The following is a 26,987-nucleotide window of genomic DNA, read 5'->3' as shown; positions in this document are numbered from 1 at the left end:
ATGGGCATTGCTATCCACTAGGGCCAGTGGGATCTTGGGAAGCCTTGGTGGAGCGGGCCTCTCGCCTGTTCGCTCCAGCGGGTGTTGACCCTCGATGATGGTTGACCCTCGAAGATTGTTGACCTTCGAAGATGGCGCTCTGCATTCAGGACCAGCCCATGACCCATACTCAGGATTCCCGCACCATCCACACAACCGCCGTCAGTGGCTTCGACGACGCGCTGCTGGAGCAGGTTCGCGCTCGCTTTCATCACGTGGATCACTGTCCCTACACCGGCCCCCGGGTCTTTTTCGAGAATGCCGGTGGCTCGTTGACCCTCAAGGCGGTGGTCGCGCGCATGGCGGAAGTGGCCGCCTTGCCGGATAACGACCATCGCGACAATGAGGCGTCTCGAGCTATCTCGGCCATGATCGACGACGGGCGCCAGGCCATGGGCTGCCTGCTGGGCGTCGAGGATGGCGTCGTGTTCGGCGGTGAGACCGGCACCGAGTGCCTGTTTCGGGTGATTCGCGCGGCCGCCACTGCTGCACCACCAGGTGGCAGTATGGTCGCCTGCGAACTGGAACACCCCGCGACCTTTGACGCCACCGCTCTGTGGGCCAAGCGCACCGACAGACAGCGCCTGACGGTGCCCTTTGACCCGCATACAGGCAGAGTGACGGCCGAGGAGTATGCCCGCGTTGTTCAGCCTGACACCCGCGTCGCGACGATTCTTCACACCAGTCCGGTCACCGGCATGACCCAGGACGTCGCTGCCATTGCCGCAGCGATCCGGTCTATCGCGCCGGACTGCTACATCATCGTCGATGGTATCCAGCATGCACCGCACGGAGCCCTGTCGGTATCGGCCTATGGCGTCGACGCCTACGCGGTGTCGCTGTACAAGGTGTTCTGTCCCTTCAACGATGGCTACGCCTGGGTCTCGCCACGCCTGAGCGTCGTGGACCATGATCGTCTAGCGGGCAAGCCAGACGACGCCTGGGAACTGGGTAGCCGTGACCCTGCTGCCTGGGCGGGTGCCAGCGAGATGGTGGCGTATCTCGAGTGGCTGGGCGGGAAGTTCACCACGGCGAAGGGTCGTCGAGAGCGCTTGCTGGCGGCCGGCCAGGCCATGCATGACCAGGAGGCGGCGCTGATGCAGCGGCTGATCCATGGCTCCGGCGCCATCACCGGGCTCAAGGAGCTGCCTGGCGTGACCTTGATCGGCGAGGTCGATAGCCCCTGGCGTGAAGGGGCGGTGTCGTTCTGCGTGGAAGGGCGTGACGCCCTGGACATCGTCGCCGAGCTTGGCGAGCGCGGTATCCGCGTCCACGCCCGCAAGGACGACGCCTATTCGGGCAATATCCTTCGTCCCTTGGGCCTGCCCTCAGTTACCCGAGTCTCGCTGGCCCACTACAACACGCCTGAGGAGGTCGATGCTTGCCTGAGCGCGCTGGCAGAGGTGGTAATGGGCCGGTGACATTGGGTCGGCAAGGCTCACTTTTCCCACGCCCAGGAGTTGTCCCTTTTTCTGATCGGCGAGGACCCAAGCGATATCGCTCAATTGTGGCATGAGCTGGCGTGGAAGGGAGCGTCGTAGTCGGCTGGAAGGGATGTGCCTTTACTGAGGTTGTCTCGTTCCACGACGACGCCCAGCACGGGTCCGCCATCCTGTCAGAGCACAGTGTGCTGGCTCAGACGCCGTCCGCGTTGCAGGGTTTCGGCAACAGCATCGCGAGATCTGGGGGAACGGTGTGCCTACTTTGGAAGCGCCTTTCTCAGGCGCCTGAGCCCATCACTCAATATTCTGAATCTGCTCGCGCATCTGTTCGATCAGCACCTTCAGTTCCACCGCGCAGCGGGTGGTGTCGGCGACCACGGACTTGGATGACAGGGTGTTGGCTTCGCGGTTCAGTTCCTGCATCAGGAAGTCCAGGCGGCGGCCGATGGGGCCTTTCTGGCGGAGCTGGCGGCCTACTTCGGTGACGTGGGTGTCGAGCCGGTCGAGCTCTTCGGCGACGTCGGCCTTCTGTGCCATCAGCACCACTTCGGCTTCCAGTCGCTGGGGGTCCAGCTCGACCTGCAGGCTGGCGAGCTTGTCTTCCAGCTGGGTGCGCTGACGTTCGAGTATGTCGGGCATTTTTTCCCGGACTTCCGCCACCAGGTCGTGGATCGCACTCAGCCGATCCTCGATCAGGGTCTTGAGCTGCTCGCCTTCACGGGCGCGACCTTCCACCAAGTCATTCAGCGCCTGCTGGAACATCTGCTGGGCGGCGGACTTGACCGCCTCGATATCCAGGCCGCTGCTTTCCAGCACCCCCGGATGGCCGAGCATGGCCAGTGCATCAGGCATATGCACTTCAGGAATGACGGCACGCACTTCGCCCAGCGCGGATGACAGTGCTCCCAGGCGTTCGCGGTTGACGCTCAGGCTTGCCCCGGACTCGCTTGCCTCGAAGCGCAGCGTGCATTCGATCTTGCCCCGGGCCAGGCGCTTGCGCAGGGCGTCGCGAAAGCCGGGTTCGAGGTCTCGCAGGGCTTCCGGCAGGCGAAAGTGCGGTTCCAGGTAGCGCTGGTTCACGCTGCGCAACTCGAGCTGCAGGCTACCCCAGTCGGCTTCCAGGTCCTGGCGCGAGAAGGCGGTCATGCTGTGAACCATGGTGATCTCCTGATTGGGCGGCTGTGGCAGTGGTGGCAACGGGGACGGACACCAGGACAGGGCGCGGCTCATGCCTTTGGCTGATGGCGGTTGTCTGGTGGTTCTCGGCAGTGTACCCGATTCGTCGGCCAAGGCGTGTAGAATGGTCGGCCCTGTTTTCATTCCATGATCGGTGTCGTCGCCCCGGTCAGGTCGCGTTGTCTACCTGGCCCAGGCGTGATGTCGACCAAGAGAGGTGCCATGTCCTCCGACATTCGTCGTCCCAGCGGACGCGCTTTTGATCAGACCCGCGAGATTCGCCTGACCCGTGACTATACCCGCCATGCCGAGGGCTCGGTATTGGTGGAATTCGGCGATACCAAGGTGCTGTGCAACGCCAGCGTCGAGGCCGGTGTGCCCCGTTGGCTGCGAGGCAAGAAGCAGGGCTGGGTGACGGCCGAATACGGCATGCTGCCCCGGGCCACCCACTCACGCAGCGGACGCGAGGCGTCACGCGGCAAGCAGGGCGGTCGCACCCTGGAAATCCAGCGCCTGATCGGACGCTCGTTGCGCGCCTCGGTCAATCTCAAGAAGCTTGGCGAGTTCACCATTACCGTGGACTGCGACGTGATCCAGGCCGATGGCGGCACCCGCACCGCTTCCATCACCGGTGGCTGTGTGGCACTGATCGACGCGGTGCGCTACCTGCAGCGTGAAAAGCTGATCAAGACCGATCCCTTCGAGCAGCTGGTCAGCTCGGTGTCGGTGGGGCTCTACCGCGGTCAGCCGGTGGTGGATCTCGATTACCCGGAAGACTCCAGTGCCGATACCGACATGAACGTGGTACTGAGCGAAGCGGGTGAGCTGATCGAAGTACAGGGCACGGCCGAGTCAGGCACCTTCTCCCGCGCTCAGCTCAACGCCATGCTCGACCTGGCCGAGAAAGCCGGTCATGAGCTGTTCGAGCATCAGCGCGAGGCACTGGGCAACCGTAGCTGAGTGCCGACCATCCAGTGGTAGCGCCACCCAAACGATGACGCCGGCCCCCCATCTTCACAGGGGGCCGGCGTTTTCGTGCCAGGCCCCGGACCAGGGCCTGACGGCGACGTAGGGAGGCTTACAGCTGCAGGTCGTACTCGACGATCAACGGGGCGAATTCAGAGAAGGTCGCATCGTAGTCGATCCAGGCATCGGTGATATGCCGGCGGAAGTTCGGCCCGACGATCTGGTAGTCCAGGCGCCAGCCCTCCTGGCGGGAGCGCGGCTGATCCTGATCCAGCGCCGGCCACCAGGTGTATTCATCACCATCGCGGTTGATCTCGCGGAAGGTATCGATGAAGCCGGTGGGGCCGAACACCTGGTCCATCCAGGCGCGCTCTTCGGCCTTGAAGCCTGGCGTCGTCTGGTTGTCGGACCAGTTGGCCAGATCGATGGTCTTGTGGGCGATGTGCCAGGTGCCGCAGATGATGTACTCGCGACGTTTGCGAGCCATCTTGGACAGATACTCCTGGTACTGCGCCATGAATGCCTGCTTGGCGGCGGGGTCGCTGCCATCAGGCATCAGGAAACTGGCGATCGAGAAGCGATCGTAGTCGGCCTGCAAGAAGCGACCTTCGTGGTCGCACTGGGGAAAGCCCAGGCCGTACATGATGGCCTTGGGGATTTTGCGGCAGTAAAGGCCGACCCCTGCAAAACCGTCCTGCTCGGCGTCGAGGAAGTAGCCCTCGTAGCCCTCAGGGTAAAGAATGCTGTCGTCCAGCTCGAAGCTTTTGGCCTTGATGTTCTGGACGCAGACAACGTCGGCGTCCTGGTTGGCAAGCCAGTCGAGAAAGCCTCGACCGACGGCCTCGCGGATGCCGTTCACATTGATAGTGGCGATTTTCATACGTGGTCCCTTTTGCGTCGCGCGTGTATGATACCCGACGTTTCGACGTTTGGGTAAATGGCCGTTCGAGAAAAACGTGATAAGGCCAGGCAATTGGACAGGAGGCCTCGTGGCTGACAAGGCACCACAACAGCCAGGCGCGGCGCGCCTTCACCCCTACCAGCGGGAATTCATCGAATTCGCCATCGGCGAGGGCGTACTCAGCTTTGGCGAGTTCACCCTGAAGTCCGGGCGGGTGAGCCCGTACTTCTTCAATGCCGGCCTGTTCAAGACCGGGCGTGCTCTGGCCAGTCTCGGCCGCTTCTATGCCAAGGCCATCGAGCACAGCGGTATCGACGCCGACGTTCTGTTTGGCCCCGCTTACAAAGGCATCTCCCTGGCTGCCACCACGGCAGTGGCATTGGCCGATCATCATGACCGCGACATGCCATTTGCGTTCAATCGCAAGGAGGCCAAGGATCATGGTGAGGGCGGTAACATCGTGGGGGCCGCGCTGTCTGGCCGCATCATGATCATCGATGATGTGATCACCGCGGGTACCGCGATTCGCGAGGTAATGGGCCTGATCGACGGCGCCGGTGCTCAGGCGGCGGGCGTGGTGGTCGCGCTGGATCGTCAGGAGCGCGCCAGCGACGACACCGACAAGAGCGCTATCCAGCAGGTCAAGGCCGAGTTTGGCATCCCGGTGGTCAGCATCGTGGGGCTCGACCAGGTATTGGCTTACCTCGAAGAAACCGGGGGCGATACCCTCCAGGTTCACGCCGACGCCATTCGCGCCTATCGCGAACGCTATGGGGTCAGCGCCTGACGCTTGTTCGCATCCCTGCGCCGAGGCCTGTGTCCACCGAGGGCCTCGGTGATCTCCCTGCCTCACATCGTCCTCCGCCATCCTGGTGATGTCTCATGCTCGACGTGGTGCTGTATCAACCCGAAATTCCGCCGAATACCGGCAATCTGATTCGGCTGTGCGCCAATACCGGATTTCGTCTGCACCTTATTGAGCCGCTAGGTTTCACCCTAGACGATAAGCGGCTCAAGCGCGCGGGCCTGGACTACCATGAATGGGCCAGGGTCAGGGTGCACGCCGACTGGGATGCCTTCGTCGGTGAGGTGGCGCCAGAGCGCATCTTTGCCGTCTCCACCCGTGGACGTCGCGGCTACCACGAGCCCGACTATCGCGCTGGTGACGCCCTGGTATTCGGCCCCGAGACCCGTGGCCTGCCACAGGCCATGCTCGATGCGCTGCCCGCGTCTCAGCGCCTGCGCATCCCGATGCTCGAGGATAGTCGTAGTCTGAACCTGTCCAATGCCTGTGCGGTGCTGGTGTTTGAAGCTTGGCGACAGCTCGACTTTGCCGGTGCGCTGCAGCTGGACCCGGTATCCGAAGCGCCGCAGGCGGTCAATGCAGGTGCCCATGGCGGCGCCCAGGAAGACGCATGAACGCTCCCGTGAAGACCATCCGTGAACGTATTCGGGGCCTCAACCCGCGTCAGCGTGAGGCCGTTCACTACATCGATGGGCCTTGTCTGGTCTTGGCCGGCGCCGGTTCCGGTAAAACCAGCGTGATCACCACCAAGATCGCTTACCTGATCCAGGAATGCGGCATGAGCGCCCGCCGTATTGCCGCGGTGACCTTTACCAACAAGGCAGCCCGGGAAATGAAGGAGCGGGTCAGCTCGATGCTGCAGGGTCGCGAGGGCCACGGCCTTACCGTCTCCACCTTTCATACCCTTGGCCTCAATATCATTCGCGGTGAGCTCAAGGCGCTGGGCTACAAGCCGGGCTTTTCGCTGTTCGACCCGGAAGATGCCAAGGCGCTGCTGCGCGACCTGATGAACAAGGATGCCCAGGTCGACGCCGACCAGATCAATCAGGTCCAGGCAGTGATCTCCAACTGGAAGAATGACCTGGTGCTGCCGGGGCAGGCGCTGTCCCATGCCGCCACGGAAGACGAACAGTATGCGGCGCGGGTCTATGAGGCCTATGTGCGTCACCTCAAGGCGTACAACGCGGTGGACTTCGATGACCTTATCCTGCTACCGGTGGTGCTGCTGCGTGACGATCCTGAGGCGCTGGCGCGCTGGCGGCGCAAGATTCACTACATGCTGGTAGATGAATATCAGGACACCAACGTCAGCCAGTACATGCTGGTGCGCATGCTGATGTCCGAGCGCCAGACCTTTACCGTGGTTGGCGATGACGACCAGTCCATCTACGCCTGGCGCGGCGCCAGGCCGGAAAACCTGGTCACCCTGGGGGAGGATTTTCCGCGGCTTAACGTCATCAAGCTGGAGCAGAACTATCGCTCCACCGGCATCATCCTGCGCGCCGCCAACACGTTGATCGCCAACAACCCCCACGTCTACGACAAGACCCTGTGGTCGGACATGGGCCAGGGCGATCCGATCCGGGTGGTGGTCACCCGCCACGAGGAAGCCGAGACCGAGCGTGTGGCCAGCGAGATCCTGACCCGTCGGATCAAGGAGCGCGCCGAGTGGCGCGACTTCGCGGTGCTCTACCGGGGCAACTTCCAGGCGCGCCTGCTGGAGTTGAAGCTGCAGCACTACCAGATTCCGTACAAGCTGTCCGGCGGCACCTCGTTTTTCTCCCGGGGCGAGATCAAGGACGCCATGGCCTACCTGCGGCTGCTGATCAATCCAGCAGACGACAATGCGTTCCTGCGAATCGTCAACGTGCCGCGCCGCGAGATCGGCCCGACGACACTTGAGAAGCTCGCCAACTACGCCACCGAGCGGGGCGTATCGCTGTTTGCCGCCTGCCATGAGCTGGGGCTTGCCGAACAGTTGCCGGCCCGCGCGGTGGAGCGCCTGACACGCTTTACCCACTTCATCGACGGCGTACGTCGACGGATGGACCAGGGCGACGCCATCGCGGCCATTCGCGAGATGATGCGCGAGATGGACTACGAGGCCTGGCTCTATCAGAACGCCAGTGCTCCCACCATTGCCGAGCGGCGCATGGCCAACGTGTGGATCCTGATCGACCAGTTGGAAAAGTCGATGCAGTCGGACCCTGAGGAAAACACCGCCAGCACCGATACCGAGACGGACGACGTGGAGTCAGCCATTTCGCGCCTGGTGCTGCGTGACATCCTCGAACAGCAGGCCGAAGAGGATGACTCGGACAGGGTGCAGCTGTTGACCATGCACGCGTCAAAAGGCCTCGAGTTTCCTCACGTCTATCTGATGGGACTGGAGGAGGAGCTGCTGCCCCACCGAAACTCCATCGAAGCCGGCACGGTGGAAGAAGAGCGCCGCCTCGCGTATGTGGGCATTACCCGCGCCCGACGTACCCTGACCATGACCCTGGCCCGCCAGCGCAAGGCCTACGGTGAGCTGATGGACTGTGTGCCCAGTCGCTTCCTGGATGAACTGCCGCCGGATGACCTGGAGTGGGAAGGGCGCGCCGACCGGGAGGACCCGGATCGCAAGCAGGAGCGCGGCAAGAGCGCGATTGCGGGGCTTCGCTCGCTACTGGATTAACGTTATCCACACCCCTTTTTCGCGGTAGGTGGTGTGGATAAAGGGTTGCGGTGAAATGGTGGGGGTGAAGGGTAGCGCCAACGACGGCGGGGCGCCCTTGGGCGCCCCGCCGCATCTCGTGATGAGATAGCCAGTCATGAGCTGGCCAGTGATGAGTCGGCCCTTACTGGACCATGTAGTGAACCGCGGCCTTGATCTCATCGTCGGACAGGCTCGGATTGCCCCCCTTGGGCGGCATGGCATTGAAGCCGTTGATGGCGTGGTCGTACAGGGTCTCGAAGCCTTGGGCCAGACGCGGCTCCCAGGCGGCAGCATCACCGCGCACCGGGGCGCCAGCGATACCCGCCTCATGGCAGGCCATGCAGATACCACCGTAGACCGCAGCGCCGTCAATGGCGGCAACAGCGGGATCCATCTCCACTGCAGCGCCGTCAGCTGCCGCTTCGTCGTTTGCTGCCTGGTCTTCCGCTGCAGGATCGCTGGCGGCGGTGTCAGCGGCAGCCGTGTCCTCAGCCGCTGTCTCTTCTAACGCGGCAGCGTCTGTCGAGGCATCTTCGGTGGCAGCTGCGTCGGCTGACGGCACGTCCATCACCGGTTCCACCAGGTAGGCCACCGCTGCATGGACTTCCTCGTCGGACAGGTTGGGGTTGCCGCCGCGGGCAGGCATGGCATTGAAGCCATTCAGCGCATGATCCAACAGCGTGTCGAAGCCTTTGGTGGTGCGCTCGGCCCAGGCGGCTTCGTCGCCGCGCTTGGGCGCGCCGGCGACGCCGGTATCATGGCAGGCCATGCAGATGCTGCCATAGACGGCTTCGCCGTCGGCGCCACCCGATGCACCGCCGCCGTCGCCCCCTGCTGCCGCCATGGCCGCGCTGCCGCAGTCCTGGCCCTCGAGGCAGAGCGATCCCACCGGTGCCAGGCGCTCGGCCATGGCGTCCCGTGCGGCGTCGTCCTGCGCCATTGCCTGGCTTGTGGCCAGGCCCAGGGTGATCAGGCACCCCAAGATCAGCTTGCTGGATTTCACTCTCACCACCTCTAGTGACGGTCTACTGAATCACAGTTTTTGTATCGGTGGCGCCGAGCTCTTGATACCCCCTCGCCGGGCGTCACGCTGTGCCGGCAGTATAGCGACAACGCCGAAAGCGGGAAAATGCCCCACCCTGGCGCAAAGGCGCGCAATAGCCCGTAGCGTGCGCCATCGGGTGGACACTGAGTGGCGCCCGATGTAGGATATGGCTCGCCGTGTGGCAGCTGTCCACGGCATCGCGCGCCCTTAGCTCAGCTGGATAGAGCGTTGCCCTCCGGAGGCAAAGGTCAAAGGTTCGAATCCTTTAGGGCGCGCCATAGAATTCAAAGGCTTACGACACGTTCGTAAGCCTTTTTTCGTTTCGGGAGAAGGGGCGTTTCAGGCTTGCTGGCGGTCCTTCTGAGCTGTGCAGAGCAAGGCTTTCATACGCGTCCCATCTGTTTGAAACAGCGGGTTTTCTGATCGAAAGAGCACGTTTTGCTCGATGTTTGACCCGACCGAGAGTCAGCGCTTTCGATGATCCAGGTCATGTTTGTAGTGACGAAGACGACGCATCTGCCAGCGGGGAGGCGTTGTCCGTCCTCGGATGGCTGGCCGAGTCGTCTACCTTGAAGCGCCCCACCAGTGCGGCCATCTCACGGGCGCGTTGATCCAGCGCCTGGCCTGCCGCCGCCACCCTTACCACCAGGTTGGCGTTGTGCTGGGTCACGTCTTCCAGCTGTGCCAGTGCCTGGTTGACCTGCTCAATGCCCAGAGACTGCTCGCTAGCGGCGATAGAGATCTCGGAGACCAGCGTCGCCGTGCGTTGGGCATGCTCCGAAATGGTGTCCAGGGCCTCGCTGGTAGACACCACCAGCTGCTCCCCCCGATCGACTCGCTGCGTGTTCGTGTTGATCAACTGGCGGATGAGGGTGGCCTCTTCGGCACAACGACTGGCGAGCTTTCGGACCTCCGAGGCCACCACGGAAAATCCTCGTCCTTGATCACCGGCACGTGCCGCTTCGACAGAGGCGTTAAGGGCAAGGATGTTGGTCTGGAAGGCAATATCGTCTATCGCTTCGACGATCTTGGTGACCTCCTTGTTGGCGTCACGTATGTCTGCCATGGCCTCACGGGTCTGGGCGGCATTGTGGCTGACGTTACTGGCTCTACTGGCCACCTCTCGGGTCATTGCCTGGGCCTGCTGAGCGGAGTCCGAGGTCTGTTTCACGGTCGCCGTGATCTGTTCCATGCTGGAAGCGGTCTCGACCAGTGAGGCGGCCTGCTGTTCCGTTCTGCTGGCCAGGTCCTGATTGTCCCGGGCAATCTCGCCACTCACCGCCTCGACGGCACTGGAACCGCGCTTCAGGTTGATCACCAGGCTCGCCATGTTGCTCAAGGCGCCGTTGAAGGCCCGATACAGTGTCGACAGTTCATCGGCGCCAGCCACCTCCAGGCGCTTGGTCAGATCATCTTTCTGCTTGCTGATCTCCGCCACCGCAGCCGACAGTGGCCGCACCACGCTGCGTGCCGTGATGAGCGAGAAGCTCAGGGTGATGATCACCACCGCCAGCATGACAAGCCCCTGGTAGATCAGTTGCTCGAGGGCTTGTTGCTGAAGGTGTTCGGTCGTCTCGTAGAGCGTCTGCTCGGTATTCATGGCAACGTCTTTCAAGCCATCGATAAAGGCTGTCTGGGCGTCGAACCAGGTGTGGGGATCGATACCGAAGCCACCACTTGTCGACTTGTCGAAGACCACCTCGCGCATGGTGGCGAGCTCTGTGCCCAGAGGACTGTTGAGTAACTCCTGCAGCGCGAGCTGGCTGTTCTGGGGCGACAGCTCAAGGAAGTTCTTCCTGTGGACGTCGGATTTCACGATCAGCGCGAGGAGCTTTCTGAACATGCTGGTCGACATGGAGTCGGCGCTGAAGGCAGCGGCCAGCACCGCACGCTCGATCCCGGCAAGCTCCTTGATGTTCAGCAGATCGTAGTAGGCGGTCAATTGCCGCGAGACGTCTCCCTGATCAATGCCGAAGGTCTCCTTGGCGACGATGTCGATCAGCGCCTCGTTGATCGCGCTGTAAGCATCCGTGACGCCCTCGGCACTTGCCGCGAGGTTGTCGGCGCGCTGGCGCAGCTGGTCCGTCTCCTGGAGCAGGCCCAGTGCATGCTTGACCTGCGCCTCAACCCTGGCGTCGTGCTGAGAAAAGTCGATCGCAGCGACATGGTCGTTAAAGGCTTCCGCTTCGGCGCTGGTTGCCTGCCGCTGTCCAGGCAGCTCCGTGCGGTAGTTGACGCCATGGCTGCTGACAAACGCAGCGGTCATGCCCCGCTCACGCTGAAGCTGATGCACCAGGTTGCCCGCATATCTGCTGAGAGTGGCCATCTCCTGCAGATCCTCCATCTCGGCAACGACTGCCATGCGGTCGATGACCGTCGTGATGGTGATCCATGTGATGGCCAACAAGGGGATAGACAGCACGAGGAGGAATTTACCTCCCATGCTCAGGCGATTGAGAAGTGGTGTCATGGGTACGGGCTCGCGATGAAAGAGTGCTATCGCCTGCCGCAGGGAGGAAGGGGCGAGTGCTCACTTCCCCCATGACGGCTGCGAGTAGCGGTGATGCGAGGGTTATCGACCTGTGATGAAGCAAGGTTGAGGAGCTTGTGCCATTGCCGCTGGGGGGGATGATCTGAGTCACCGGAACGGGCTTTTTACACCGAAGAGGTAGTGCGTTTTCTTCACCGGTAGCGTTAGTCGTCGCCGTGTCGCAGCGCGTTGTCCTGGCCGTGGAGCAGCGGGTGGCCGACATGCAGTGACGGTCTTGAATAAGCCATGCTTATTCAAAGAATAAAATCTCGAAAATTGTCTTATACATCCCCCTGTCCGACTCTCTTGTGATGCCGGTAGGCCTGCGTCCTGCTGGTCCCGTTTCCCACAATCACAACATCACTCGGGCAGACTCATGAACTCAAGAACACTTGGTGTGCTGGCGCTTGGCGCCTTTGCCGGACTGTCTTCTTCCGCTCACGCTCTCGATATCAAGCTGGGCCACGTGCTGGCACCCACCCATAGCTGGCATATCGCCGCGGAAGGCTTCGCCGACGACGTGCGCGAGGCGACCGAAGGGCGCGTCAATTTCCAGGTCTTTCCCAGTGGCCAGCTCGGCAACGAGAAGACCATGGTGGAAGGCATGCAGATTGGCAGCGTTCCGGCGGGAGTCATCGGGTGCGGCTCCTTCCAGCCGCTTGATGCACGCTTTGGCATCGTCGAGCTGCCCTATTCCTGGGCGGACCGCGAAGACGCCTATGCCGCCTACGACGGTGACCTGGGTAGCGCGCTGGAAGAGATCGCCGCGGGTTACAACATGAAGATTCTGTCCTGGTGGGAAAACGGTTTCCGCCACGTCACCAACAACCGCGCTCCGGTGGAAACGCCCGAGGACCTGGCCGGCCTCAAGATTCGGGTGACTCCGGACAAGATGCGCCTGGACACCTTCACCGCCCTTGGCGCGAGCCCCGCTCCCCTGTCCTTTGGTGAGCTCTACTCGGCACTCCAGCAAGGCGTGTTCGACGCTCAGGAGAATCCGCTGTCCATCATCCACTCCTCGTCGTTCTTCGAGGTGCAGGACTATGTCTCGTTGACCGGACATGTCTGGGCGCCCGCCTGCCTGACCGTTGCCAATACGGTATGGCAGCGACTATCCGAGGAGGATCAGACGGTCGTCCAGACGCTGGCGAACCAGTGGCGGGATGAGCAGCGTCGCATGACCCAGGAAGATGACTCGCGCCTGGTGGCCGAGCTCGAAGCAGAAGGCATGAGCGTCAACCAGGTCGATACCGCGCCTTTCAATGCGGCGGTACAGGGTGTCTGGTCAGACTACGAAGACGTGTTCGGCAGCGAGCTGATGGGTCTGGTCAAGCGCTATCGTGAAGGTCAGTGAGCCCCATGGGACTCGCGACCCTCGCTCGTTTCGTCTCGCGCCTGAGCCTGGCGCTTGCCGGTATCGGTGCCGCCATGCTGGCGGCACTGGTGGCCTACTCGGTGTTCATGCGCTGGGTGGTAGGGGCACCGCCACACTGGGCAGAAGAGCTGCCCCAGCTGGTACTGGTCTGGACGGCTTTGCTGGCCGGAATCGCCTGTACCCACAAGCGCAGCCATCTGAATGCCGGTCTGCTGCCGCTGTTGGTCACTGCCCCTTCACTACGCCGCGTGATCACGCGCATGACCGACCTGTTGCTGTTGGTCATGCTGCTGATACTGGCCAAGGCCGGGTGGGACCTGGCCTGGTTGACCATGTCCCAGACCACCACCGCGCTGCAGCTGCCGGCCGGGCTGGTCTACCTGTCGGTCCCGGTCTGCTGTGGGGCGATGGCGTTGATGCAGTGTGGCCACGTACTGGCCCCAGCGCCGGTGACTGAGGAGCGTGCATCATGACCCTGGGAGCCCTGACCCTGGTGGGCGTTTTCGCCCTGGCCATCCTGATCGACATTCCGATTGCCTTCGGCCTGATCCTGGCGGTGCTGTCGTACCTGCTGATGTTCGGTGCCGCGCCAATGATGGTATCGGCCCAGCAGTTCGTGGCCGGCATGGAAAGCTTCACCCTGCTCGCCATTCCGCTGTTCGTGCTGGCCGCCCAGCTGATGAACCATGCCGGTCTGACCCAGCGCCTGGTGCGCCTGTGCATGGCCCTGGTGGGCGACATCAAGGGCGGGCTGGCGGTAGTGGCGGTGCTGGCGTGCATGATGTTCGGTGCGCTGTCTGGCTCCGGCGTGGCTGACGTCATTGCCATCGGCAGCATGCTGCTGCCGGCGATGCAGCGCAGCGGCTATCACCGTGGCTTCAGCAGTGCCCTGGTCGGTACTGCCAGCTCCATCGGTACGGTCATACCGCCCAGCATCGTCATGATTGTCTACGGTACGACCTCCAACACCTCCGTCGGCAAACTGTTCATGGGCGGCGTGATCCCCGGACTACTGCTGACCCTGGCCCTGGTAGGCGTGGCCATCTACGTCTCTCGGCGCAACGGCTGGAGCGGCGGCACCCGGCCCGAGCCAGGCGAGCGTCGCCGGGCATTCATTGCCGCCTTGCCGGCCCTGCTGGTACCTGTGCTGATTATCGGAGGCATTCGGTTTGGCGTCTTCACGCCTACCGAGGCGGCTGCCTCGGCCATTGTCTACGCGCTGATCGTCGGCACCCTGATCTACCGCAGCCTGAGTCTCAAGGACATCGTCGACAGTGTCATCGCCACCGCCGAGACCTCCGGGGCGATCCTGATCATCATCGGGGCGGCCGGCATGTTTGCCTGGGGTTTGACCTACGAGCAGGTGCCCCAGGCCATCGCCGCGCTGATTGGTGACATCACCGACAGCCGCTACGGCGTATTGCTGCTGCTGACCGCCGTGTTGCTGGTGCTCGGCTCCTTCATGGAGAGCATCGCGATCATCATCATTGTCACCCCTATCGTGATGCCGCTGCTCGGTCAGTATGGCATTGACCCGGTCCACTTCGGGGTGCTGCTGACGGTGAATTTGGCGATTGGTGCGAATACTCCGCCACTGGGTGTCGATCTGATGGCAGCCTGCCGTATTGCCGGTATCAGCGTCATGGAGTCGCTGCGCTATCTGGGACTGATGCTGGGGGCCATGGTGGCGGTGTTGCTGCTGATCACCTTTGTGCCGGACATCGTCCTGTTCCTGCCCAACTTGATGGAGTGACCGTCATGAGTGCCACGACGTCGATCAGCGCTCCTCTCAGCGCCTGCCGTAGCTGGCTGTTCGTGCCAGGACATGACCCGCAGCGTCTGGAAGAGGCGCTGGCAAGTGGCGCCGAGGCGATCATTGTCGACCTGGAGGAGTTCACCCCCGCGCCGCAGCGTTCCCGTGCCTGCATCGACTTTGCGTCCTTTGCCGAGCGTTGCCGTCAGCGGGGGCGCCTGCCCATGGCGCGCATCAACCCGCTGGCGCAAGGCGGTGATGGCGAACTGGCGGTGCTGATGCGTGGGCTGCCGGCCGCCATCTTCCTGCCCCAGGTCGAGTCGTCCATGGACGTCGTGCTGCTGGCGATGGCCATGGCACGGGAAGAGCGCCGCGGCCGCCTGGAGCAGGGGTCGACGGCGCTGATTCCGACATTGGAGAGCCGCGTTGGCGTGCAAACCGCCCAGCACATCCTCAAGGCCAGCCCAAGAGTCACGGCGGCGCTGCTGGGTACCGGCGACCTGTCTCGGGATCTGGGGGTGGCCGCCGACGCCGACGTGAGTCACCGCGTCCAGGTGCTGGCCCCCTGGCGCGAGCGCTTCTTCGCCGCCTGTGCCGAGGCCCAGTGCCTGGCCATCGATGGCCCTTGGCCCTATCCGCAGGGCATCGACGACGACCTGGCCTGGGCCAGGTCCCGTGGCATTCGCGCGCGCTGTGTGGTGCTGCCAGACCAGGTGGCCACCGTTCATCGCGTCCTCGGTGACGCCTGAATTGCCTTTTCATACCAACAACGATATCGAGAACTCTGACATGAGCCAGCCAGCGACAACTGCCGTGACTTCTGCCTCTCAACCACGCCGCAACGGTGGTCAGATCCTGATGGATCAACTGCGGTTACACGGCGCGCGCCGAGTCTTTCTGGTGCCTGGTGAAAGCTATCTACCGTGCATTGATGCCTTGAACGAGCACCGTGGTGCCATCGACCCCATCGTCTGCCGACAGGAAAGCGGCGCGGCCTATATGGCCGAGGCCTACGGCAAGCTGACCAACGAGCCCGGCATCTGCTTCGTCACACGAGGACCCGGAGCCACCAATGCGTCCATCGGCGTGCATACCGCTTACCAGGACTCCACGCCGATGATTCTGTTCGTCGGCCAGGTGGGGAACGATTTCGTGGAGCGCGAGGCCTTCCAGGAGATCGACTACCGTCGCATGTTTGGCCCCATGGCCAAGTGGGTGGCGCAGATTGATGCCACTGATCGCATCCCCGAGTACATTGCCCGTGCCTACCGCGTGGCCACCAGCGGTCGACCGGGGCCGGTGGTGCTGGCGCTGCCCGAAGACACCCTGTGGGGCGAAGCGGAGGTTGCTGACGCCCGGCCCATGGCAGCCTTGCATAGCTATCCCTCACGCGATCAGTTGGCTGAACTGAAGGCACGCCTGGCCGAGGCCGAGCGTCCTTTCCTGTTGATTGGCGGCAGCGGCTGGACGAGCGAGGCCCAGGCGCAAATGGTCGCCTTTGCCGAGCGCTTCGACTTGCCGGTGGGTGTCGCCTGGCGCCGGCTGGAATGCTATGACCAGCACGATGAACGGTTCGCCGGACATGTCGGCTTTGCCATGGACGACGCCCTGCGCGAGCGCCTGAAACACAGCGACCTGCTGATCGCTGTCGGCACTCGCATGGGGGAGGCGACCAGCGAAGGCTACTCCTGGATTCAGTCGCCGAGTCCTCGCCAGACGCTGGTACATGTCTATCCGGACCCGGAGGAGTTGGGCCGGGTCTATCATGCTGACCTCGCGATCAACGCTGACGTGGTCGGATTTGCCAGCGGCCTGGACGTGCTGGCCCCTGATGCGCCGCCACGTTGGGCCGAGCAGACCCGTGCCGCCCGTGCCGATTATCTGGCAACCCTTGAGCCGCAGCCCGCGCCGGGACCGCTGAGCCTCGACCGTGTCGCTTGCAGCGTGGACCGTCGGCTGCAGGGACAGGGCTGCGTCACGGTGGGGGCAGGCAACTACGCGCTTTATGCCCACCGCTACGTGCGCTTTTCCGGCCTCGGCAGTTCGCTGGCGCCGACCGTAGGGTCAATGGGCTATGGGCTGCCGGCCGCGATCTCATACAAGCTTGAATACCCTGATCGTCCTGCCGTGTGCTTCGCCGGGGACGGCTGCTTCCAGATGAACCTGCAGGAGCTGGGGGTCGCACTGCAGTATGGCGTGGGTATCGTGGTGTTGGTGTTCAACAACGGCATGTGGGGCACCATTCGCGCCCATCAGGAAAATGACTTTCCGGGACGTGAGATTGCGCTGACCTTTACCAACCCGGCGTTTACCACCCTGGTGGAGTCCTACGGTGGCCTGGGCGAAGTCGTTGACCGTGACGAGGACTTCGACGGCGCCTTTGAGCGTGCTTTGGCCTACGCCGAGCGTGAGCGGCGCCCAGCCCTGATCGAGCTGCGCTACGAAACCGACGGCATCGCCCCCGGTAAACGTCTAAGCGCGATTCGCGAGGCGGCCCTGAGCCGGTGATAGCCCTGCTTATAGCCCTGCTTATCGCCCCGCTTATCGCCCCGCTTATCGCGCAGGTGGCTAGCCTGGGTCGTCGGGGCTGAGCGAGGCGGCGAGCGGAGTCAAAGCGGCATCGGCCATGTCGATACCGGTCGTCAGCCGAGCTTCCATCGGCACCTTGGCCATGCAGGTCTGAAAGAACTCGATGAAGGTCGTCTCGGCAACACTGGCGCGACCTTCACGATGCCACATCACGTGCAGGTCGATGTCGGCCACGCCGGCGTAGGGCGGCAATGGCCACAGGTCGCCGTCCGCGACCTCTCGGGCGACCAGGTGTTCCGGCAGACAGCCGATGCCCCATCCCGCCATGACCATGCGTTCGATCTCCTGCAGGCGACTGGACTGGCCTACCACCGGGCCCTTGAGACCGTGCTGGGCGCGAAACACGGCCAGCGGCGACAGCACTCCGTCGAGCTGTTCGCTACCGAAGGACACGTAGGCCTCACGCTGAAGTTCGTCCATCGGCAGGTTGTCCCTGCCGAACAGCCGATGGCTGCGGCCACAGAACAGGCGATAGCGCTGACGGGCCAGAATCTGGCTGTCGAGATTATCCGGGCAGCCCTGGGCCAGACAGATGCCCAGGGCGCTCTGGCGCTGGGACAGCACATGCTGCACCTCCTGACTGGACATGTCCTCGATCTCGAAGGTGATCTGCGGATAGCGACGATGGAAGGCGGCCAGCACGCTGTCGAGAAAGCGACATTGAATGCCGGTGATAAACGCCAGTGAGACGTGGCCGGCGACCTCGGGATCCGCCTCTCCCACCGAGGCCGCCAGGCGCGCTACGTTGGCGTAGATATCCACCGCCTCGCGATAGACCAGCTGGCCCGCCTGGGTCACCCGAAAGCGATGGCTGTCGCGCTCGATCAGCTTTTGCCCGAGCCGCTCCTCCAGGCGTTTCAGCGACAGGCTGACCGCCGGCTGCGACAGATACAGGCGCACGGCGGCCTTGCTGACGCTTTCTTCCTGCACGATGACGATGAAGGTACGTAGCAGATTCCAGTCCAGAGTATCGTGAATCGGCCGCATCGCTGGCTCCTTTCGCTATGGTGGGCGTTGTTGTTGATATTGGGCTTGTCATCGCTGCTGGCATCGCTGTTGTTGCTGTTGTGAGCGATGCCGAGGGCACGGACACCAGGCGTGGCATGACGCCCTGGCGCATCGGTTGCACCTTTTTGGTGATTTTTCCGCTGTGGCTCAGCTTAAAATGCGCCGTTACTTCTAGCGAGTTTATGTGTGTATTTTTTTGCATAAATCACATAAATTCTAAGTATTAAAAATCGAAAAACTCCGTGGCCTGATAGTCGTTGACCCTGGCGTCGTGCCCTGACTAGATTGAAAAGGTATCCAGGAACCTTTTGCCAGGCACCTCCCGCCTCGGCCACGGATGATAACAACCATAATCGCGAGGAAACCCATGAATCGCTCCCTGTCCCGACTCTCCCGCTCTCTGCTGACCGTGTCAGCGCTGTCGCTTTCAAGCCTGACCCTGTCCGCCGTTTCGACGCCTGCCGAGGCGACCGACCTGCGTATGCTGTCGAGCTATGATCTGACGTCGGCCTACACCCGTGAAGTCGCCCAGCGCTACATCGACAAGGTCCAGAGCGCCAGCGATGGCGACGTCAACATTGCCCTCAATGGACCCGATGTGGTGCCGCCCTTCGAGCAGCTGCAGCCGGTCTCGGCAGGGGTGTTCGACCTGCTCTACACCCATGGCGCCTACCACACGAACACCACTGGCGTCGGTGCCGCCATGGACGGTGTCTTCGTCGACCCTGCCAAGACTCGTGAATCCGGCCTGTGGGACTTTATCGACAGCGAATACAACGCGCTGGGCCTGAAGCTGCTGGCCATTCCCCCGCTGGGCTCCAGTGGCTTCCAGTACATCCTCAAGGATCCCATCGATGGCACGCCGGGCCTGGAAGGGCGACGCCTGCGCGGCAGCCCCACCTACACCAACGTGACCCAGGGCCTGGGGGGCACCCCGGTACTGATGTCCAGTGGTGACGTCTATTCCTCCCTGGACCGTAACGTCATCGACGGTGCTGCCTGGGGTCTCAACGGCGTCGAGGACCTGGGCTGGCATGAAGTGGCGGGGTATTTCTCCAAGCCGACCTTCGGCCAGACCTACACCTACCTGCTGATGAACCTCGATACCTTCAACGGACTCGACGACGCTGAGCAAAGCGTGCTGCTGGCCCAGGGCGAAGCGCTCGAGGCTGAGATCGCCGGAATCCTCGACCAGCTGGCCGTGGAAGAGTGGGAGCGCCTGAAGGAGCTGGGCATGCAGGAAACCGAGTTTGCGCCGGAAGACGCCGAGCGGCTCGACGCCCTGGTGACCGAAGGCATCTGGCAGCTCGGACTCGACAAGTCCCCCGAAGCGGTCGCCAAGATGCGTGAGATCGCTGAAAGCAACGACATGACCCCCTAAGCGGATGGCACCCATGCTGGCTACCCTTGCCCGTTGGCACGATGGCCTCACGCGATTCGGCTTTTACCTCGGCGGTGCCACCTTGTGTGGCATCGTCGTGTGCTTCTGGATCGAAGTGGTGGCCCGCTACTTTTTCAATGCTCCGACCCTGTGGTCGAGTTCCATCGTCGCCTACTGCCTGTGTCTTTCCGCCAGCCTGGCCATGCCTGAGCTAGCTCGCACTCGCGGTCATATCGCGATCAGCGTCGTTCAGGACAGCTTGCCGGCGGCGCGCCAGCAGGGCTTCGAGCGCGTGACGGCGCTGCTGACCGCTGCGGTCTGTGGACTGGCGGCGTGGATGCTGATCAGCGAAAGCGCCCGCCAGCTGGCGAGTGGCACCACCACGGCCATGGGGCTCGACATCCCCAAGGTCTGGGTATCGAGCTTTATCGGCTACGGCTTCACCAACACGGCGCTGCATTTTCTGCGACGCGCGGTGTTTCCCGCCACCGTCGAGTGGCCCAGCGACACCCACGGCGACAGCCCACAGCAGGAGAGCTAGGTGATGGAGTGGTATGTGACCCTGGGCGTGGCCATCGCCCTGCTGATGGGATTGTTTGCCTTGGGCGTGCCGGTCTTCGTGGCGTTTCTGGCGATCAATGTGGCCGGCACGTTCTGGCTGATGGGCAGCGCCGGCTTCGGCATGTTCGCCAACAGTGTCTACGACACCGTCACCTCGGAGACGCTGACGACCATCGCACTGTTTGTGCTGATGGGGGAGCTGCTGTTTCGTTCAGGCTCCATAGACGTCATCTTTGACTCGCTGGACACCCTGATGGGGCGCATCAAGGGACGTCTCTATTTCTTTGTCGTGGCACTGTCCACCTTGTTTGGTGCCCTGTCGGGGTCGGCCCTGGCGGTGACGGCCATGCTCAGCCGTTCAGCGCTGCCGACGATGCAGCAGCGCGGCTATGACGACCGCCTGTCGATCGGCCTGATACTAGGAGGGGCCGGCCTTGCACCGATCATTCCGCCGAGCCTGCTGGTCATCATCATTGGCTCCATGGTCGATGTGTCCATCGCGCGTCTGCTGATCGCCGGCATCATCCCGGGGATGCTGCTGGCCGGGCTGTTCGTCACCTATGTGGTCGTGCGCATGCTGCTGGACCCGTCGCGGGCCCCCGCGGTGGATGACTCCGGTGGCGGTAACTGGCGACAGCGAGGGCGTGCCCTGGCCAACATGGCGCCGTTCTCGATCATCATCTTCTCGGTGCTGGGGCTGATGATGCTGGGGGTGGCGACACCTTCTGAGTCCGCTGCCACGGGGGTGCTCGGTGCCATTGTGGTGGCCATCTACTACCGCAAGTTCAGCCTCAAGATGGCAGGCCAGGCGTTGCTGTCGTCGTTGTCCATCAGCGCCATGATCATCACGATCCTGGCCTGCTCCAAGCTGTTCAGTCAGCTTTTGTCCTTTACCGGGGCAACCTCGGGACTCGTCGCCGCGGCGACCGCCATGGACCTGAATGCCGGACTGATGCTGCTGCTGTTGATGCTGATCCCGTTGATCGCCTGCATGTTCATCGACCAGATCGCCTTCATGATGGTGGTGATTCCCATCTATGCACCGCTGGTCAAGGCCTATGGCTTCGATCCGGTATGGTTCTGGACGCTGTTCTTGATCAATCTGGCGGTGGGCAGCCTGACACCTCCCTTTGGCTACAACCTGTTTGCGGTCAAGGGCGGGGCGCCGTCGGTGTCGATGCCGACCATCTATGCTGCTGCCTGGCCCATCGTGCTGTGCTTCCTGCTGGGCATGTTGCTGCTCTATTGGGTGCCGGCGTTGATCACCTGGCTGCCTAGCTTGATCTGATCCTGGCGTTACCTACTCAACCGGCCTCAGCGGTCCTCAATCATCATTGCAAGCCGTTATCGTGCTAGTTACGTAATGGCATTACGGGAGTTACATGTACACCATTGCTGATCTTCCTGCCCCACTGGAGGCAGCCCGTCACGCGCGCCTGCTGATGTGCGAGACCGCCACCATCGGCCATTTCCGCGAGAGCGGCTTTATCGATCCCGAGATACGCTGTCAGCTTGATGAGGTGCGTGTTGCCGGCGTGGCCGTCACCCTGTCACTGCCACCAGGGGATGGCACCCTGCTCAACCATGCGATGCGTCTGCTGCGCCCGGGAGACGTCCTGGTGATTGACCGTCAGGGCGACCGACATCACGCCTGCTGGGGTGGCGTACTGACCGAGGTTGGCTCTCGTCTGGGACTGGCCGGGGTGATCATCGATGGCACCGCCACGGACCTTGCGACCATAAGGGCCAAGCGCTTTCCGGTGTGGAGTCGCGGTGTCTCGTCGTTGACCACCAAGCTTGCCAACCAGGGCGGCGCGATGAATCTGCCGGTCAGCGTCGGCGGTGTAGTGGTGTCAGCGGGAGATGTGGTACTGGCCGACGAGAATGGCGTGGTGGTCATCCCCCCCTCGGAGGTCGATGCAGTGATCGATCACACCCTGGAGTTACAGCGGCAGGAAGAGATCATCCTGGAACGTCTGGCCGCTGGCGAGTGCCTGCCAGATATCAGCGGTGCTTCTGCCCTGGTGAATGCCGCCACGGTGTGATGCGCTACAACGCCAGCTAGCGCTGTAGCGTGGTCGATGAAATCGGCACCAACACAGCCAGGAACACGGGTAGGAATATAGACAGGAACATAGCCAGGAAAATAGCCAGGAACATAAGCAGGAAGAGAAAGCACGGCGTCTAGACCCTTCAGGCCGCTTCCGTCAGGAGGCGGCCTGAAGGCTTTTTGCGGCGAGAGGCTGACTCGCCGCTGTCGTGGTCAGGGCGTGCTGGCGCTGTCGATGGCATCGAGCATGCTTGCCAGCAGCGCTTCGCCCTCGCTGCCGTAGCGTTCGGCGATGACCTGACGCACCGCTGGCTGAGCCATCTCGACAAAGGCCTGGCGGGCTTCTGGGGTGATGGCGTTCACTTCCATTCCCTCGGCCAGCTTGGGCAGTCCGTTGTCCGAGGCCTCGATAATGCGTGACATCGAACGGCCAGCATCGACCGCGACATCGGCGGCCCAGTCAACGACCGTTTGCTGTTCGGCGCTGAGCCCATTGTAGAAGTCTTCGTTGATCAGCCAGACATAGGGAGTGATCAGGTGGTTACTGACCGTCAGGTAGGACTGGACTTCGTCAAAGTTGGCAAACGACGTCTGCTGGATAGGGTTCATCTGACCATCGGCTACTCCAGTCTGCAGTGCGGTATACACCTCAGACCAGGCCAGGGGCGTCGCTTCCGCGCCCAGTGCATTGATCATGGCCTCATGGGTGGGCAGCGTCATGGTGCGGATGCGCAGACCTTCCATGTCTGCGGTGGTCTCGATGGGACGCTGCGAATTGGTGAATTGGAAGAATCCGCCGCTGTCCAGCAGACCTAGCACCTTGAGTCCGTCGGTCTCGGCCTCGAGGTCATCTGCCAGGGCCTGACCGAAATCACTCTCGAGATCGATGACTTCGGTCGCCACCGCGATATTGGGGAAGGCGAAGGGGATATCGAAGATGCCGATGCGGGGATAGTGCTCTGCCACTCCGCCGGCGGAGGAAATGGTGGACTGGACGATGCCCTGACCCACCTGGTTGATGACGTTGGCGTCTTCGCCAAGTTGGCCGGCGGGGAAGACCTCGACCTTGATCTCGCCATTGGTAGCCGTTTCTACCAGCTGCTTGAAGACGGCGGTCATCGCACCGGAGTTACTGGCGGTAGGGTCCGGCGGATTGAGGTGGGCAATACGCATGGTGGTGGCCGCCAGCGTTGTGCTACTGGCCATCAGGGTGGCCGTCATCACGGCGCCAACGAGAAGGTGGCGCTTGAGCGTCAAGGTGGGAGTCGATAGGGACATGTGTCACTCCTTGCTGTTGTTATTCACTATGGCTTTTTACGTTCGCTTTTTACGTTGGTTGCTGCGGTGGTTTTGGTTGTTGTTGTGCTGTTGTCGTGATGGTTGAGGTGGCTGGCCTGGTCAGTCGGCAAGCCCCAGCATGCGAGGAATCGCCAGGCTGATAGGTGCCCAGTAGGCGGTTGCCAGTAGAACCAGTAGCTCGACCAGGATGAAGGGCCATAGCGAGCGAGTGATCGACTCGATGCGCTCTCCAGTGACGGATGCCAGGACAAACAGGCAGGCACCGACCGGAGGCGTCATCAACGAGATGGTGAGCGATAAAATGATGATCATGCCGGCATGCACCGGCTCCAGGCCGATGGTGGCGGCCAGTGGCGCGAGTACCGGAGCCAGAATGATAAGTGCTGCGTTGATGTCCATGAACAGGCCGATGAACAGCAGCAGTGCGACGATCATGGTCACCACGACCACCGGTGACTGCGACACTGACAGGAAGGCGTCGGCGATCAGCTGGGGAATTTGATTGAAGGTCATCCACCAGCCCAGGATCGACGCCGAAGCGATGATCAGAAAGATGACGCCGGTAATCAGTGCCGTCCTGGCCAGCATGTCATAGAGGTCCCGCCAGCCGATGTTGCGATAGCACACACAGCCAACGAACAGGGCGTAGAACACCGCCAGGGCAGCCGCTTCGGTGGGGGTGGTGATGCCTGTCAGGATGGCACCCAGAATGAACACTGGCAGGATGAGCGCCAGCAAGCTCAGGCGAAATTCCTTGAGAATGCGCGCCAGGCTAGGGCCCTGCTGGTCCTTGGGCAGGTTGAGGCGACGCGCCGTGGCAGCGATCAGGCACATGCAGACAAGACACAGCAGCAGTCCTGGGATGATACCGGCAGCAAACAGGCCTGCGATGGAGACCCCCATCAGCGACCCGTAGATGATGGCCAGGGTGGAAGGCGGAATGATGGGGCCGATGATCGATCCTGCGGCGGTCACGGCGCAGGCGTAGGGACCGCTGTAGCCCGCCTTTTTCATGGCCGGCACCAGGGTGTTGCCGAAAGCGGCAGCATCGGCAGTGGCAGAGCCGGTCAGCCCCGCGAACAGGACCGAGGCCAGCATGTTGGAATGTGCCATGCCTCCACGCAGCCAACCGACCAGGGACTGGGCGAAGTTGACCAGGTTCAGGGTCAGTCCCGAGCGATTCATGATTTCGCCGGCCAGGATGAAGAATGGCATCGCCAGGAAGGGAAAGAGATTGAGGCCTGAGAAGAACTTGTCCGGCACCATGGCCAGAAAGGTGCCGCCGCCCATGTCGATCAGACCGATCAGCCCAGCGACGCCTAGAACGATACCCACCGGCATGCCAATCACCAGCAGCAGCAGAAACGCAGATGCAACAATAACCATGTTCGTGACTCCTGCTCAGCTACGGTCCAGGGCGGGTTGCGGGGCGCTGCGCTGGAGGTCGCGAATGGCGGCCAGGGCGAGCTGCAGGCAGGCCACTCCGGATGCGATCGGAATGATCAGGTAGGGGTAGCCCTTGGCCACCCCGAAAATCATGGTGGATTGACTGAACCCTCTTTCCACGTAGGTCAGGCTGTAGACGAACATCACCGCAAAGAAGGCAATACCGACCAGGTCAAAGGCGAGGGCGAGAAAGCGCTTGGCGGATAAGGGGAGACGGTCGAAGAGCACCAGCATGCCGACATGTTGTCGCCGACAGATGCCGATGGAAATTGCCAGTAAAGCGACCCAGATCATCAGGTAACGCGCCAGTTCCTCGGTGAAGGTCAGGTTCCAGGGCAGTACGTAGCGTGCCAGGATGCCGACCCAGACGGTGATGACCAGCGCCGCCAGTAGAATGACGCAGCAGCGTTCTACCCAACGGTCCAGGGTATGGCTCCATCTCGACGCCAGGCTGTCGTGTGGTGACATGATGCGCGGCTCCCATCGTGGTGTGTCATTGTTGTTTACATCTTTGGTGCCATTTCTCGATGTCTTCTTCTAAATCATGCAGTTGTGTTGATCCTGGGGAAAAAGAAAGGCCACCTTCAAATCCCCCGAGCTCTCTCTTGGTGCACCACCTTTTTCAGGTTGGTGCATGGCGCCATCTGATGACGCGTTGTCTTTTGCCAATGGCGGCGTTAGCGGGTTGGGTCATCTCATCCAAATAGGTCGATCGCCCGCCTGGTGTTGCAGTGAAATATCACCATGCAAGGAAAAGGATCCATCCTTTTTGCCAGAAAATCTGTGCAGTTTATTAACGTATTTGTATGTAGAATCAATAGCCTGTGAGTTCTGAAAGATCTTCATGCAGATCTTCTACTCGGCGAAGTCGCTCCTGGCAGACGCTCATGTTTTCACGGTAGTAGGTCGTGCATATTGCTTGAATAAGGCTCAAGCATGAGGTGTAGCTGTCAAAGGGGGAGGATGACGCGACGCGTGCCTCAATGCGCCAGGTGCTGGTCAGTGACATGGGGCAGGATGGGTCCGTGACCAAAAGGCTTTTTGCCCCCTTTTGGTGACAGGCTGTCAGTACCGCCTGTTCCATGCCTGTGCGCCGTCTGAGTGCCACCAGAATCAGCATGTCCCCCTCGCCGATATCGACCAGGTCTTCCCCCAACGTCTGGCCTGCCTTGGGCAACAGCTGGACGTCGGCTCGCAACAGCTGCAGCTGGCGCTGGAACAGGCTGGCCAGCATCTGACTATTGCGAAACCCCACCACGTGGATGCGGTGGGCGGCGCTCAGCCCGGTAACGGCCGCCGACAATGCGCCACTGTCGAGCTCTGTCAGGCTGCGAGCCAGATTGTCCTGCTCCTGGGCCAGATGTGCGGCCAGCTCGACATTGTCGGGTTGGGCAAGGTCGGGCTGGGCAAGGCCAGCTTGGGTTAGGTCAGCTTGGGTCAGCGCAGCGGTGGCATGCTCCTGGCCAACGTCCCCGGTTTGGCCTGCCGTCTCTCGCAGGACGGCGCCGCTGCTGGAGAGATACAGCGGTGACCCCCAGCGCTGGGCATCGCGAACCTGTTGCCTGGCCTCGTTGAAGTCACGATAGCCGAGCCGTCGAAACAGACGGGATGCCGCTGCACGTGAGGTGCCCGCAGCATCGGCCAACTCCCCTGCGCCGTAGCGAGAAATATCCCCTGGAAAGTTGAGCAGCAGCTCGGCCAGCCGCCGTTCAGCGGGAGGCAGCTGTTGCTGATGTGCCCTCAGCCGGGCTTCGAGGCTTGGTGACTTGGTCGTATCGCTCATGGAAAGAGTATGGCACCTCATTCAACATTTTAAAAAACAATTTTCACCAATTGACAAAATGAAAATGTAATTTCAGATTAAGAAGACCATCGCACCGGGTCTTCGGCGTGTCGGCTGGGTCAGACGCTGACAATGCCTTC

General features: G+C 62.1%; 23 protein-coding genes and 1 tRNA gene. 15 read left to right on the top strand and 9 right to left on the bottom strand.

Annotated features, from left to right (window positions below; all coding sequences use genetic code 11):
• The first annotated feature begins 158 nt into the window (after window positions 1–158).
• Complete coding sequence (locus KUV45_RS01350) at window positions 159–1,460, top strand: aminotransferase class V-fold PLP-dependent enzyme (RefSeq protein WP_224851931.1); 1,302 nt, start codon at window positions 159–161, stop codon at window positions 1,458–1,460.
• A 315-nt stretch (window positions 1,461–1,775) separates the two neighbouring features.
• Here KUV45_RS01350 and KUV45_RS01345 read toward each other — a convergent pair whose 3' ends face one another.
• Window positions 1,776–2,639, bottom strand: coding sequence for a YicC/YloC family endoribonuclease (locus tag KUV45_RS01345; RefSeq protein WP_222162317.1), 864 nt, complete (start codon window positions 2,637–2,639; stop codon window positions 1,776–1,778).
• Between the two features lie 240 nt (window positions 2,640–2,879).
• On the opposite strand from KUV45_RS01345, the gene rph reads away from it, so the two are divergent.
• Window positions 2,880–3,617: a ribonuclease PH gene (gene rph, locus KUV45_RS01340; protein ID WP_206941954.1), complete on the top strand. Its 738-nt coding sequence runs from the start codon at window positions 2,880–2,882 to the stop codon at window positions 3,615–3,617.
• Window positions 3,618–3,735: 118 nt separating this feature from the next.
• On the opposite strand, the gene KUV45_RS01335 is transcribed toward rph, so the two are convergent.
• Window positions 3,736–4,503, bottom strand: a complete 768-nt coding sequence (locus KUV45_RS01335) for an exodeoxyribonuclease III (RefSeq protein WP_206941952.1) — start codon at window positions 4,501–4,503, stop codon at window positions 3,736–3,738.
• 109 nt (window positions 4,504–4,612) lie between these two features.
• Between KUV45_RS01335 and pyrE the strand changes: the two genes are divergently transcribed.
• From pyrE to rep, 3 genes are all read left to right on the top strand, one after another.
• Window positions 4,613–5,311 (top strand): orotate phosphoribosyltransferase, encoded by a 699-nt coding sequence (gene pyrE / locus KUV45_RS01330; protein ID WP_206941950.1) that lies wholly within the window; start codon window positions 4,613–4,615, stop codon window positions 5,309–5,311.
• Between the two features lie 95 nt (window positions 5,312–5,406).
• A complete protein-coding gene (gene trmL, locus KUV45_RS01325; protein WP_222162318.1) occupies window positions 5,407–5,943 on the top strand; it encodes a tRNA (uridine(34)/cytosine(34)/5-carboxymethylaminomethyluridine(34)-2'-O)-methyltransferase TrmL in 537 nt (178 codons plus the stop codon).
• Complete coding sequence (rep, locus tag KUV45_RS01320; RefSeq protein WP_206941947.1) at window positions 5,940–8,006, top strand: DNA helicase Rep; 2,067 nt, start codon at window positions 5,940–5,942, stop codon at window positions 8,004–8,006. Before trmL ends, rep begins: the two co-directional genes overlap by 4 nt.
• Window positions 8,007–8,169: 163 nt before the next feature.
• Here rep and KUV45_RS01315 read toward each other — a convergent pair whose 3' ends face one another.
• A complete protein-coding gene (locus KUV45_RS01315) occupies window positions 8,170–9,030 on the bottom strand; it encodes a cytochrome c5 family protein (protein WP_224851932.1) in 861 nt (286 codons plus the stop codon).
• 243 nt (window positions 9,031–9,273) lie between these two features.
• Here KUV45_RS01315 and KUV45_RS01310 point away from each other — a divergent pair.
• Window positions 9,274–9,350 (top strand) — tRNA-Arg (locus tag KUV45_RS01310).
• Between the two features lie 209 nt (window positions 9,351–9,559).
• Here KUV45_RS01310 and KUV45_RS01305 read toward each other — a convergent pair.
• Window positions 9,560–11,542: a nitrate- and nitrite sensing domain-containing protein gene (locus KUV45_RS01305; protein WP_222162319.1), complete on the bottom strand. Its 1,983-nt coding sequence runs from the start codon at window positions 11,540–11,542 to the stop codon at window positions 9,560–9,562.
• A 436-nt stretch (window positions 11,543–11,978) separates the two neighbouring features.
• On the opposite strand from KUV45_RS01305, the gene KUV45_RS01300 reads away from it, so the two are divergent.
• The 5 genes from KUV45_RS01300 to KUV45_RS01280 all read left to right on the top strand — a co-directional run bounded on the left by KUV45_RS01300 (window position 11,979) and on the right by KUV45_RS01280 (window position 17,238).
• Entirely contained in the window at window positions 11,979–12,956 is a 978-nt protein-coding gene (locus tag KUV45_RS01300) for a DctP family TRAP transporter solute-binding subunit (protein ID WP_206941943.1), read from the top strand.
• A 5-nt stretch (window positions 12,957–12,961) separates the two neighbouring features.
• Window positions 12,962–13,450, top strand: coding sequence for a TRAP transporter small permease (locus tag KUV45_RS01295; RefSeq protein WP_206941941.1), 489 nt, complete (start codon window positions 12,962–12,964; stop codon window positions 13,448–13,450).
• Window positions 13,447–14,730 (top strand): TRAP transporter large permease, encoded by a 1,284-nt coding sequence (locus tag KUV45_RS01290; RefSeq protein WP_206941939.1) that lies wholly within the window; start codon window positions 13,447–13,449, stop codon window positions 14,728–14,730. The genes KUV45_RS01295 and KUV45_RS01290 overlap by 4 nt, the downstream gene beginning before the upstream one ends.
• Before the next feature lie 5 nt (window positions 14,731–14,735).
• On the top strand, window positions 14,736–15,479 hold the full coding sequence (locus KUV45_RS01285) for a CoA ester lyase (protein WP_222162320.1): 744 nt from the start codon (window positions 14,736–14,738) through the stop codon (window positions 15,477–15,479).
• Between the two features lie 64 nt (window positions 15,480–15,543).
• Window positions 15,544–17,238 (top strand): thiamine pyrophosphate-binding protein, encoded by a 1,695-nt coding sequence (locus KUV45_RS01280; protein WP_224851934.1) that lies wholly within the window; start codon window positions 15,544–15,546, stop codon window positions 17,236–17,238.
• Window positions 17,239–17,298: 60 nt separating this feature from the next.
• Here KUV45_RS01280 and KUV45_RS01275 read toward each other — a convergent pair whose 3' ends face one another.
• Window positions 17,299–18,306: a LysR family transcriptional regulator gene (locus KUV45_RS01275; protein WP_222162322.1), complete on the bottom strand. Its 1,008-nt coding sequence runs from the start codon at window positions 18,304–18,306 to the stop codon at window positions 17,299–17,301.
• 388 nt (window positions 18,307–18,694) lie between these two features.
• Here KUV45_RS01275 and dctP point away from each other — a divergent pair, with 388 nt between their 5' ends.
• The 4 genes from dctP (at window position 18,695) to KUV45_RS01255 (ending at window position 22,314) form a co-directional block, all read left to right on the top strand.
• Entirely contained in the window at window positions 18,695–19,708 is a 1,014-nt protein-coding gene (dctP, locus tag KUV45_RS01270; protein ID WP_206941931.1) for a TRAP transporter substrate-binding protein DctP, read from the top strand.
• Window positions 19,709–19,721: 13 nt separating this feature from the next.
• Entirely contained in the window at window positions 19,722–20,249 is a 528-nt protein-coding gene (locus KUV45_RS01265; protein ID WP_206941929.1) for a TRAP transporter small permease, read from the top strand.
• A gap of 3 nt (window positions 20,250–20,252) precedes the next feature.
• Window positions 20,253–21,557, top strand: a complete 1,305-nt coding sequence (locus KUV45_RS01260) for a TRAP transporter large permease subunit (RefSeq protein WP_206942559.1) — start codon at window positions 20,253–20,255, stop codon at window positions 21,555–21,557.
• Between the two features lie 94 nt (window positions 21,558–21,651).
• A complete protein-coding gene (locus KUV45_RS01255; protein ID WP_222162323.1) occupies window positions 21,652–22,314 on the top strand; it encodes an RraA family protein in 663 nt (220 codons plus the stop codon).
• A gap of 218 nt (window positions 22,315–22,532) precedes the next feature.
• Here KUV45_RS01255 and KUV45_RS01250 read toward each other — a convergent pair whose 3' ends face one another.
• From KUV45_RS01250 to KUV45_RS01235, 4 genes are all read right to left on the bottom strand, one after another.
• The gene (locus KUV45_RS01250; RefSeq protein WP_222162324.1) at window positions 22,533–23,597 is read right to left on the bottom strand and encodes a DctP family TRAP transporter solute-binding subunit; all 1,065 of its coding nucleotides are present in this window, start codon (window positions 23,595–23,597) and stop codon (window positions 22,533–22,535) included.
• Window positions 23,598–23,717: 120 nt separating this feature from the next.
• Complete coding sequence (locus KUV45_RS01245) at window positions 23,718–25,004, bottom strand: TRAP transporter large permease (protein ID WP_222162325.1); 1,287 nt, start codon at window positions 25,002–25,004, stop codon at window positions 23,718–23,720.
• Window positions 25,005–25,019: 15 nt separating this feature from the next.
• Complete coding sequence (locus KUV45_RS01240; protein ID WP_222162326.1) at window positions 25,020–25,532, bottom strand: TRAP transporter small permease; 513 nt, start codon at window positions 25,530–25,532, stop codon at window positions 25,020–25,022.
• A 346-nt stretch (window positions 25,533–25,878) separates the two neighbouring features.
• Entirely contained in the window at window positions 25,879–26,847 is a 969-nt protein-coding gene (locus KUV45_RS01235) for a MurR/RpiR family transcriptional regulator (protein WP_222162327.1), read from the bottom strand.
• Window positions 26,848–26,987: the final 140 nt, after the last annotated feature.

Source organism: Halomonas sp. DP3Y7-2, assembly GCF_019800795.1.
GTDB lineage: Bacteria > Pseudomonadota > Gammaproteobacteria > Pseudomonadales > Halomonadaceae > Halomonas > Halomonas litopenaei_A.
The sequence above is the reverse complement of the archived record's forward strand: the minus strand, read 5'-3'. Positions and strand labels throughout refer to the sequence as shown.